This window comes from Kitasatospora sp. NPDC024654 (assembly GCF_055559155.1).
In genome coordinates this window covers 6,316-16,731 of record NZ_JBVHLF010000063.1, presented here as the reverse complement: position 1 = coordinate 16,731, position 10,416 = coordinate 6,316, and the positions used below count along the sequence as shown (strand labels likewise).

Annotated in this window: 8 protein-coding genes; 7 read left to right on the top strand and 1 reads right to left on the bottom strand. The window is 72.4% G+C overall.

Annotated elements, in window-relative coordinates; genetic code table 11:
* Window positions 1-10: 10 nt before the first annotated feature.
* Complete coding sequence (locus tag ACZ38L_RS28620) at window positions 11-2,110, top strand: ATP-dependent DNA helicase (RefSeq protein ID WP_465698575.1); 2,100 nt, start codon at window positions 11-13, stop codon at window positions 2,108-2,110.
* Window positions 2,111-2,173: 63 nt separating this feature from the next.
* Here ACZ38L_RS28620 and lexA read toward each other — a convergent pair whose 3' ends face one another.
* The gene (gene lexA / locus ACZ38L_RS28615; protein ID WP_396566086.1) at window positions 2,174-3,097 is read right to left on the bottom strand and encodes a transcriptional repressor LexA; all 924 of its coding nucleotides are present in this window, start codon (window positions 3,095-3,097) and stop codon (window positions 2,174-2,176) included.
* A 440-nt stretch (window positions 3,098-3,537) separates the two neighbouring features.
* On the opposite strand from lexA, the gene nrdR reads away from it, so the two are divergent.
* From nrdR to ACZ38L_RS28585, 6 genes are all read left to right on the top strand, one after another.
* The gene (gene nrdR / locus ACZ38L_RS28610; protein ID WP_465698573.1) at window positions 3,538-4,038 is read left to right on the top strand and encodes a transcriptional regulator NrdR; all 501 of its coding nucleotides are present in this window, start codon (window positions 3,538-3,540) and stop codon (window positions 4,036-4,038) included.
* A 198-nt stretch (window positions 4,039-4,236) separates the two neighbouring features.
* Window positions 4,237-7,110: a vitamin B12-dependent ribonucleotide reductase gene (locus tag ACZ38L_RS28605; protein WP_465698571.1), complete on the top strand. Its 2,874-nt coding sequence runs from the start codon at window positions 4,237-4,239 to the stop codon at window positions 7,108-7,110.
* Between the two features lie 193 nt (window positions 7,111-7,303).
* Window positions 7,304-8,941, top strand: a complete 1,638-nt coding sequence (locus ACZ38L_RS28600) for an ATP-binding protein (RefSeq protein WP_465698569.1) — start codon at window positions 7,304-7,306, stop codon at window positions 8,939-8,941.
* A complete protein-coding gene (locus ACZ38L_RS28595) occupies window positions 8,941-9,378 on the top strand; it encodes a roadblock/LC7 domain-containing protein (RefSeq protein ID WP_396566078.1) in 438 nt (145 codons plus the stop codon). Before ACZ38L_RS28600 ends, ACZ38L_RS28595 begins: the two co-directional genes overlap by 1 nt.
* Window positions 9,375-9,740, top strand: coding sequence for a DUF742 domain-containing protein (locus ACZ38L_RS28590; protein ID WP_396566076.1), 366 nt, complete (start codon window positions 9,375-9,377; stop codon window positions 9,738-9,740). The genes ACZ38L_RS28595 and ACZ38L_RS28590 overlap by 4 nt, the downstream gene beginning before the upstream one ends.
* A partial coding sequence (locus tag ACZ38L_RS28585) for a GTP-binding protein (protein WP_465698567.1) occupies window positions 9,721-10,416 on the top strand: 696 nt, incomplete at its 3' end. The genes ACZ38L_RS28590 and ACZ38L_RS28585, both read left to right, overlap by 20 nt.

The following is a 10,416-nucleotide window of genomic DNA, read 5'->3' as shown; positions in this document are numbered from 1 at the left end:
TGGGACCGTCATGACGAACGACTCCACACCCCAGCTGCTGCCCGACGATTCCCCCGCCGAGGCAGCCGAGGCACCCGCCGGCCGCATCCCCGAGCTGCTGCACGCCGCGGTCACCGCGGTCGGCGGCGTGGAGCGCCCCGGCCAGGTCCGGATGGCCGAGGCCGTCGCCGAGGCCGTCGAGAGCGCCGAACACCTGCTGGTGCAGGCCGGCACCGGTACCGGCAAGTCGCTGGCCTACCTGGTGCCGGCCCTCGCGCACGGCGACCGGGTGGTGGTCGCCACCGCCACCCTGGCGCTGCAACGCCAGCTGGTGGAGCGGGACTTGCCGCGCACGGTGGAGGCCCTGCACCCCACGCTGCGGCGCCGCCCGCTGTTCGCGATGCTCAAGGGCCGCTCCAACTACCTCTGCCTGCACCGGGCCAACGAGGGCACCCCGAGCGAGGAGGGCGAGGGCCTGTTCGACCCGGCCGAGGCGCTCGGCGGCCCGAGCAGCAAGCTCGGCCAGGACGTGCTGCGGCTGCGCGACTGGGCGGACGAGACCGAGACCGGCGACCGGGACGACCTCACCCCGGGCGTCTCCGACAAGGCCTGGGCCCAGCTCTCGGTCACCTCCAAGGAGTGCCTGGGCGCCACCCGGTGCGCCTACGGCCAGGAGTGCTTCGCCGAGAAGGCGCGGGAGCGGGCCAAGCTGGCCGACGTGGTGGTCACCAACCACGCGCTGCTGGCGATCGACGCGATCGAGGGCGCCCCGGTGTTGCCCGAGCACGAGCTGCTGATCATCGACGAGGCGCACGAGCTGGTGAACCGGGTGACCGGTGCCGCCACCGCCGAGCTGACCGTGGGCGCGGTCAACCGGGCCGTGAAGCGGGCCGCCCGGCTGGCCAACGAGAAGGCGGTGGACGCGCTGCAGGCCGCCGCCGAGAGCTACCACGGCCTGATGGAGACCGCCCAGCCCGGCCGGGTCGAGGAGCTGCCCGAGTACCTGGGCTACGCGGTCGCCGCGATCCGGGACGCCTGCCGTCAGGTGATCACCTCGCTGGGGGAGACCCGGGACAAGGGCCTCTCCGACGAGGACGCGGTGCGCAAGCAGGCGATGGCCTCGGCCGAGACGCTGCACGAGACGGCCGACCGGCTGCTCGCCGACTCGGCGTACGACGTGGTCTGGATCGAGCGCAACGACCGGTACGGGCCGGGTACGGCCTCGCTGCGGGTGGCTCCGATGAGCGTCTCCGGGCTGCTCCGGGAGAACCTCTACAAGGAGCGCTCGGTCGTGCTCACCTCGGCCACCCTCAAGCTGGGCGGCGACTTCAACGGGGTGGCCGCCTCGGTGGGCCTGCCGGTCGAGGGCCGGCTGCCGGACGTCCGTTCGGACGCCGAGCCGGCCCGCGCGGAGGGCGAGCACGCCCCGCCGTACTGGCGCGGGCTGGACGTCGGATCGCCGTTCTCCTACCCCAAGCAGGGCATCCTCTACGTCGCCAAGCACCTGCCGGAGCCGGGCCGTGAGCCGGAGCGGCCGCAGATGATGGACGAGCTGGCCGACCTGATCAGCGCGGCCGGCGGTCGCACGCTGGGCCTGTTCTCCTCGATGCGGGCCGCCCAGAAGGCCGCCGAACAGCTGCGCGAGCAGCTGGACTTCCCGATCCTGCTGCAGGGCGAGGACACCCTGGGCGAGCTGATCCGGGCCTTCGCGAGCGACCCGGAGACCTGCCTGTTCGGCACCCTCTCGCTCTGGCAGGGCGTCGATGTGCCGGGCTCGGCGTGCCAGTTGGTGGTGATGGACCGGATCCCGTTCCCGCGTCCGGACGATCCGCTGATGAGTGCCCGGCAGAAGGCGGTCGAGGAGGCCGGCGGCAACGGGTTCATGGCGGTGGCGGCCACCCACGCGGCGCTGCTGATGGCGCAGGGCGCGGGCCGGCTGGTGCGGGCCGCGGACGACCGGGGCGTGGTCGCGGTGCTCGACTCGCGACTGGCGACCAAGCGCTACGGCGGCTTCTTCCGATCCTCGATGCCGGACTTCTGGTACACCACCGATCGCAACCAGGTGCGCCGCTCGCTGGCCGCGATCGCGCAGAGCGCGCCGCCGCCACGGCCGGTGGCCAAGCGCGGCTGAGGCCCGCCCGGACACGGGGCGTCCCCCGGTGCCAGGGGCATCGGGGGACGCGGCGGCCCGCGCTCAGAGCCGGCGCATGACCGCGACGACCTTGCCCAGGATGGTCGCGTTGTCGCCGGGGATCGGTTCGTACGCGGGGTTGTGCGGCATCAGCCAGATCCGGCCGTCCTCGCGCCGCAGCTGCTTGACTGTGGCCTCGCCGTCGATCATCGCCGCGACGACATCGCCGTTCTCGGCGACCGGCTGGCGGCGCACGGTGACCCAGTCGCCGTCGCAGATCGCCATCTCGATCATCGAGTCGCCGTGCACGGTGAGCGCGAACAGCTCGCCCTCGCCGACCAGCTGACGCGGCAGCGGGAAGACGTCCTCGACCGTCTGCTCGGCCAGGATCGGCCCGCCGGCGGCGATCCGGCCGACCAGCGGGACGTACGAGGTGGACGGCCGGCCCGCCGCCTCGGCGGTGTTCGGCCGGCTGACCTCGACCCCGCGCACCTCGTAGGCGCGCGGCCGGTGCGGGTCGCGGCGCAGGAAGCCCTTGCGCTCCAGGGCCATCAGCTGGTGGGCCACCGATGAGGTGGAGGAGAGCCCGACCGCCTGGCCGATCTCCCGCATGCTCGGCGGATAGCCGCGGCGCTGGACGGAGTCCCGGATCACCTCGATGACCCGGCGCTGGCGCTCGGTCAGGCCGGCCTCGTCGGTGCGGATGCCGGGCGGGCGGCCGGGCAACGCCCGGGTCTGACCGTTCGGCAGACCGAGCGGGACGTCCTGGACGGAGGCGTGCTCGACCGGCTGGTCCGGGAGGTAGCCCGGCGCGGCGGTGGGGCGGTGGCTGTCGCTGCGATCCATGCTCTGGTCCATGCTCTGCTGGTCCAACGCGGGCCGCCCGGCGAGCTGCGGGGAGCGGTCCTGCACCGGGATGGTGTGGGTGTCGGCGGCGCTGTTCTGGACGATGGTGGTCGTGCTGCTGGTGGTCTTTACCGTGGTCACGGCGGCCCCTCTCGACGGGCGGTCTCCCATGTCCAGCCCAACGGCAGCACCTATCGAAAGGTTGCGCCAAACACACGTTCGAGTGAATTATCGAGGAGTCGGCTGACTCGATCAAGACTTTGGGTGTATGTCGGTCAAATGTTCGATAGACCTCATTCTAGAGGTGGTCCGGGACGGATTTCCCACCGCGTCGCCGAGGCTACGCCCAGTAGCTGAACGCGGGCGTGTCTTGCCGCGACAGGGGCCTAGATCTAGTGGTTACATAGGTGCCCGCGGCCCACAGGTTGTGGTCCCCCGGGATTCGATCATGAGTGTCGTCGCCTAGACTTGGTGCCGCCCCCGAGGTCGACCCGCCTTTACCGGCGCCGTCCGGCCTCGTCGGAACCTGCCAGAACCCGTCTGATATCCGTCAGAACCCCCGCCAGGAAGGGAGTCGTCGCGTGCACTGCCCCTTCTGCCGGCACTCCGACAGCCGTGTGGTCGACAGTCGCACCACCGACGACGGCAGCTCGATCCGACGCCGCCGCCAGTGTCCCGACTGCGGTCGCCGCTTCAGCACGGTGGAGACCGCCGCGCTGATGGTGATCAAGCGCAGCGGGGTGACCGAGCCGTTCAGTCGGGAGAAGGTGATCTCCGGAGTCCGCAAGGCCTGCCAGGGCCGGCCGGTCACCGAGGACGCGCTGGCCCAGCTCGGGCAGCGGGTCGAGGAGTGCGTGCGGGCCAGCGGCAGCGCGGAACTCTCCACCCACGACGTGGGCCTGGCCATACTCGGCCCGCTCAGGGACCTGGACGTCGTCGCCTACCTCCGGTTCGCGTCGGTCTACCAGGCGTACGACGGGCTGGCGGACTTCGAGGCCGCCATCGCCGAACTGCGCGGTGCCGAGCAGGCCTCCGCCGGGGCGGGAGACGACGCCGCCCCGATCGCCGTCGCGAACCCCTAGGGCGGCAGCACTCCCGACCGCCCAGGTCGACGCGTGCCCGAAAACGGCACACAAACCATGACAAACACGTGCGAACCGGCCGGCGTCCCCGGCCTGCCCGCACTTCAGGAGAAGCGAAGAGCAGCAGTGCTCCGGACGGCCCGGGCCGCCGGAACGAAACGGGGCACTCAGGGCGTTTGCCCAGGAGGAGGAGAAGCAGTGACAGACACGACGAGCGGTTCCGCACGCGGGTCGAAGTCCGAGAAGGCGGCGAAGGGGGCCGGTAAGGCTCCCAAGGGCGGCCTGCGGATCGAGCGCATCTACACCACTCCTGGCGTCCATCCCTACGACGAGGTCAGCTGGGAGCGGCGCGACGTCGTCATGACCAACTGGCGGGACGGCTCGATCAACTTCGAGCAGCGCGGCGTCGAGTTCCCCGACTTCTGGTCGGTGAACGCGGTGAACATCGTCACCAGCAAGTACTTCCGCGGCGCGGTGGGCACCCCGCAGCGCGAGTGGAGCCTCAAGCAGATCATCGACCGCGTGGTGCTCACCTACCGCGCCGCCGGTGAGAAGAACGGTTACTTCGCCTCGCCCGCCGACGCCGAGGTCTTCGAGCACGAGCTGACCCACGCCCTCCTCCACCAGGTGTTCAGCTTCAACTCCCCGGTCTGGTTCAACGTCGGCACCAGCCAGCCGCAGCAGGTCAGCGCGTGCTTCATCTTGTCCGTCGACGACTCCATGGAGTCGATCCTCGACTGGTACAAGGAAGAGGGCATGATCTTCAAGGGTGGCTCGGGCGCCGGCCTGAACCTCTCCCGGATCCGTTCCAGCAAGGAGCTGCTCTCCTCCGGCGGCAACGCCTCCGGCCCGGTCTCCTTCATGCGCGGTGCCGACGCCTCGGCCGGCACCATCAAGTCCGGCGGTGCCACCCGCCGGGCGGCCAAGATGGTCGTCCTGGACGTGGACCACCCGGACGTCGAGGCCTTCATCGAGACCAAGGTGAAGGAGGAGGAGAAGATCCGCGCGCTGCGCGACGCGGGCTTCGACATGGACCTCGGCGGGGACGACATCACCTCCGTCCAGTACCAGAACGCCAACAACTCGGTCCGGGTCTCGGACGAGTTCATGACGGCGGTCGAGAACGGCACCGAGTTCGGCCTGCGCGCCCGGATGACCGGCGAGGTCATCGAGACCGTCGACGCGAAGAAGCTGTTCCGCAAGATGGCCGAGGCCGCCTGGGCCTGCGCCGACCCGGGCATCCAGTACGACTCCACGATCAACCACTGGCACACCTGCCCGGAGTCGGGTCGGATCACCGCGTCCAACCCCTGCTCCGAGTACATGCACCTGGACAACTCCAGCTGCAACCTGGCCTCGCTGAACCTGATGAAGTTCCTCCGCGACGACGACTCCTTCGACGCGGTCACCTTCGCCAAGGTGGTCGAGCTGGTCATCACCGCGATGGACATCTCGATCTGCTTCGCCGACTTCCCGACCGAGAAGATCGGCGAGACCACCCGCGCCTACCGCCAGCTGGGCATCGGTTACGCCAACCTCGGCGCGCTGCTGATGGCCACCGGCCACGCCTACGACTCCGACGGCGGCCGCGCCCTCGCCGGCGCGATCACCTCGCTGATGACCGGCACCGCCTACCGCCGCGGCGCCGAGCTGGCCGGCGTGGTGGGCCCGTACGACGGCTACGCCCGCAACGCCGCCCCGCACCAGCGGGTCATGAAGCAGCACGCGGACGCCAACGCCACCGCGGTCCCGGTGGACGACCTGGACGCCCCGGTCTGGGCCGCCGCCACCGAGACCTGGCAGGACGTGCTCCGGCTCGGCGCGCAGAACGGCTTCCGCAACGCCCAGGCCTCGGTGCTCGCCCCGACCGGGACCATCGGCCTGATGATGGACTGCGACACCACCGGGGTCGAGCCGGACCTGGCGCTGGTCAAGTTCAAGAAGCTGGTCGGCGGCGGCTCGATGCAGATCGTCAACAACACCGTGCCGCGCGCCCTCAAGCGCCTGGGCTACCACGGCGAGTCGGTCGAGGCGATCGTCGCCCACATCGCCGAGCACGGCAACGTGATCGACGCCCCGGGCCTGCGACCCGAGCACTACGAGGTCTTCGACTGCGCGATGGGCGAGCGCTCCATCTCGCCGATGGGCCACGTGCGGATGATGTCGGCGATCCAGCCCTGGATCTCCGGCGCGATCTCCAAGACGGTGAACATGCCGGAGGCCGCCACCGTCGAGGAGGTCGAGGAGATCTACTTCGAGGCGTGGAAGCTCGGCGTCAAGGCGCTGGCCATCTACCGCGACAACTGCAAGGTCGGCCAGCCGCTCTCGGCCAAGACCAAGACCCCGGCGGCCGGCACCACGGTCGAGCCGGCCGCGGAGAAGGCGGTCGAGAAGGTCGTCGAGTACCGCCCGGTCCGCAAGCGCCTGCCGAAGGGCCGCCCGGGCATCACCACCTCCTTCACGGTGGGTGGCGCCGAGGGCTACATGACCGCCAACTCCTACCCGGACGACGGCCTGGGCGAGGTCTTCCTGAAGATGTCCAAGCAGGGCTCGACCCTCGCGGGCATGATGGACGCCTTCTCCATCGCGGTCTCGGTCGGCATGCAGTACGGCGTGCCGCTGGAGACCTACGTGGCGAAGTTCACCAACATGCGCTTCGAACCGGCCGGCCTGACCGACGACCCGGACGTGCGGATGGCCCAGTCGATCGTCGACTACATCTTCCGCCGCCTGGCGCTGGACTTCCTGCCCTTCGAGACCCGCTCCGCGCTGGGCATCCACTCCGTCGAGGAGCGCCAGCGGCACCTGGAGACCGGCTCCTACGAGCCGCTGGATGCCGAGGACGTGGACGTCGAGGGTCTGGCACAGTCGGCGCCGCGGACCGTCGAGCCGACCCGGGCGGCGGCGCCCAAGCCGGCGGTGGCCCAGCCGCACAGCTCGACCGAGCTGCTGGAGATCCAGCTCGGCCTGAACGCCGACGCCCCGCTCTGCTTCTCCTGCGGCACCAAGATGCGCCGCGCGGGCAGCTGCTACCTCTGCGAGGGCTGCGGTTCCACCAGCGGCTGCAGCTGACACACCGTTCGAAGGGCGCCGACCGACGGTCGGCGCCCTTCGGCGTGCCCGGGCGTCAACTCGCCGCTTGAGCGGTGGATCTGGCTCGATATGATCAGTTGACCGCGTGAACTGTTCATCATCTCCCGGCAGCGGGAGGCCGGTGCGCTGTCGCCCGCCCTGACCTGGCCGCCCCGCACCAGAGGACCAGCCGATGACCGCTCGCTCCCGTCTGTTCGGCAGACCGGCGACGCTGCCCGTCGTCCTGGCGGCCGTCGTCGTCGCGGCCGGCGCCGCCTGCGCCGCGGCCGCGGCCGCCCCGCCCGCCGACCGGGGAGCGGTGGGGGCCTGGGCCGCGCTGGCGGCGCTGGCCTGCTGCCTGCCCGCCGTCGTCGCGGTCGCCCAGCGGGCGCGGATCCACCGGCTCACCGTCGAACTGGACCGCGGCCGGGCCCAGGTCGAGAGCGAACGGGCCGCGGTGCGGCGGGCCGAGGCGGACACCACCGCCGCGCTGGCCGAGGCGCGGAACTCCCGGGTCCGGGCCAACACCGCGCGCACCGACGCCGAGGCGGCCCGGGTCGAGCTGCTGGCCGCCCGCGCGGACACCGTCGAGGCCCGTTCGGAGGCCGCCGCCGCCCGGGCCGCGGCCGACGACGAGCGGGCCGAACTCGCCCGGCTGGCTCGGGAGACCATCCCCGAGGTGGTCCGCCGGCTGCGGGCCGGCGCCTCGGTGGAGACCGTGCTGGTGGACCACCGGCAGACCGCGCACGAGGACCTGCTGGAGCTGCTGGCCCGGGAGGTCGCGCACGGCGAGCGGCAGCGCGCCGCCGCACTGGCGGTCTGCGCGACCGCGGCCGGCCGGGTGCAGGCGCTGGCCACCAGCATGCACGCGGAGCTGCGCGAGATGCAGCACCAGCACGGCGAGGAGGTGCTCGGCGACCTGCTCCGGCTGGACCACAGCACCGCCCAGGCGGGCCGGCTGGCCGACAGCATCGCGGTGCTCACCGGCGCCCGCAGCGGACGCCGGTGGGGCCGGCCGATCCCGGTGGAGAGCGTGCTGCGCGGCGCGCTCGGCCGGATCGGCGCCTACCAGCGGATCCGGCTGCACTCCGCCTCGACGGCCGCGGTGGCCGGCTACGCGGCCGAGGGCGTGATGCACGCGCTGGCCGAACTCCTGGACAACGCCGCCAACTTCTCCGCCCCGCCGGCCGAGGTGCACGTCTACGTCGAGGAGTTGAACGCCGGGCTGGCGATCACCGTCGAGGACAGCGGCCTCGGGCTCTCCGAGATGTGGCAGCGCCGGGCCGAACAGGCCGTCTCCGGCGAGCCGTTGGACCTGACCACGCTCTCCGCCGGCACCCGGCTGGGTTTTGCGGTGGTCGGCGCGCTGGCCCGCAAGCACGGCCTGTCGATCTCGTTCCGGCCCTCCGCGCGCGGCGGCACCGGTGTGGTGATGCTCGTTCCGGTGCAGCTGGTCACCCGGCCCGCCCCCGCGCCGCCCGAGCCCTCCCGCACCGCCGCGCTGCCCGCCACCTCGCCGGCCGCGCTGCCCGGCACGTCGCCGGCCGCGCTGTCCGCCGCACCGTCGCCCGCGCTGCCCGCCGCGCCCGCGCCGGTGCGCTCCGACGGTGGCCTGCCCCGGCGTCGCCGCGGCCAGACCCTGGCGGCCGCCGCGCACGCCGCCGCCGTGATGTCGGACCCGCGGCCCCGGCTGTCCGAGACGGCCACCCGGTTCGGCGCCTTCCGGCAGGCCGTCCGGGGGCCGCAGCCCGACCAGCCCCGTCCCGCCCAGCCCACTCCGACCCCGTCCCGTCCCGCTCCGACCGCCGATTTCCCGAAGGACGACGCCTGATGAGCAGCACCACCGACCGCGACCTCGACTGGTTGCTGGAGAACCTGGTGGCGAACACGCCGGGCGCCCGGCACGCCCTGGTGCTCTCCGCCGACGGCCTCAAGCTCTGCCACAGCGCCGGGCTGAGCGTCGATCAGGCCGACCAGCTGGCCGCCATCGCCTCGGGCATCCAGAGCCTCTCGCACGGAGCCTCGATCGAGTTCGGTGACGGCAGCGGCGGGGTCCGGCAGTCGATGACCGAGTTCCACGGCGGGATCCTGTGCATAGTGGAGGCGGGTGCCGGCGCCCACCTGGCGGTGGTCACCGAGGAGTCCGCCGACGTCGGCGTGGTCGGCCACAACATGCACGGGCTGGTCGAGCAGATCGGCACCTTCCTCAGCGCCCCGCCGCGCGGGACCGACGCCCCCGCTCCCGCGGACGCCCCCGCGACGGCATGACGAGCCCCCGGCACCCCGGTCCGGACGACGGTCCGGACCGGCTCTACACGCTGACCGGCGGCCGCAGCCGGCCCCCGGAGCACCCGTTCGACGTGGTGACCCTGATCGTCGCGGAGAGCGAGCCGCTGCCCGGCATGCAGTCCGAGCACGCCCGGATCCTGCGCCTGTGCGAGCGGCCGACCGCGGTGGTGGAGCTGGCGGCCGAGCTGGCGCTGCCGATCAGCATCGTCAGGATCCTGCTGGGCGATCTGCTGGAGGCGGGTCGGATCAGCGCCCGCCACCCGCGGTTCCTCCCCGCCACGGCCCAGTTGCCCGACCTCGACACGCTGAAGCAGGTGCTCCATGGACTCCAGCAGCTCTGACCGCGGCGCCCGCACGCCGCTGCGGAGCACCGCCGACGACGCGCTGAAGATCGTCGTGGTCGGCGGGTTCGGCGCCGGCAAGACCACCCTGGTGGGTTCGGTCAGCGAGATCCGGCCGCTGAACACCGAGGAGGTGATGACCCGGGCCGGCATCGGGGTGGACGATCCGTCCGCGGTCCGCGAGAAGCGCTCGACCACGGTGGCCTTCGACTTCGGCCGGATCACGCTCTCCGAGCGGAGCGTGCTCTACCTGTTCGGCGCGCCCGGGCAGGAACGCTTCTGGTTCCTCTGGGACCGGCTCTTCACCGGCGCGCTCGGCGCGGTGGTGCTGCTGGACACCCGGCGGCTGGACGAGTCCTGGTACGCGATCGACCGGCTGGAGCAGCACGGCACGCCGTTCGTGGTCGCCCGCAACAACTTCGAGCCGCCGCGGCACAGCCTGGAGGAGGTCCGCGCGGCGCTGGACCTGGCGCCGGAGGTCCCGCTGGTGGACTGCGACGCGCGCGACCGGGAGTCCAGCAAGCGGGTGCTGATCACCCTGGTCCGCCACCTGCACGACCGGGCCGAGGGGGGGGGGGGGGGGGGGGGTGGGGACGGGGCACCCCGGACGGCGCCGACGGGGGAGGGGGGGGAAGGGAGGTGTGTGTGGGCAATCCGCGTGCCTCCCCCACTGGCC

What these genes read in the sequence shown, in the direction of transcription:
- ACZ38L_RS28620 (WP_465698575.1), top strand. Translation starts at nt 11, where the DNA reads ATGACGAACGACTCCACACCCCAGCTGCTGCCCGACGATTCCCCCGCC.
- ACZ38L_RS28600 (WP_465698569.1), top strand. Translation starts at nt 7,304, where the DNA reads ATGACCGCTCGCTCCCGTCTGTTCGGCAGACCGGCGACGCTGCCCGTC.
- ACZ38L_RS28595 (WP_396566078.1), top strand. Translation starts at nt 8,941, where the DNA reads ATGAGCAGCACCACCGACCGCGACCTCGACTGGTTGCTGGAGAACCTG.
- ACZ38L_RS28590 (WP_396566076.1), top strand. Translation starts at nt 9,375, where the DNA reads ATGACGAGCCCCCGGCACCCCGGTCCGGACGACGGTCCGGACCGGCTC.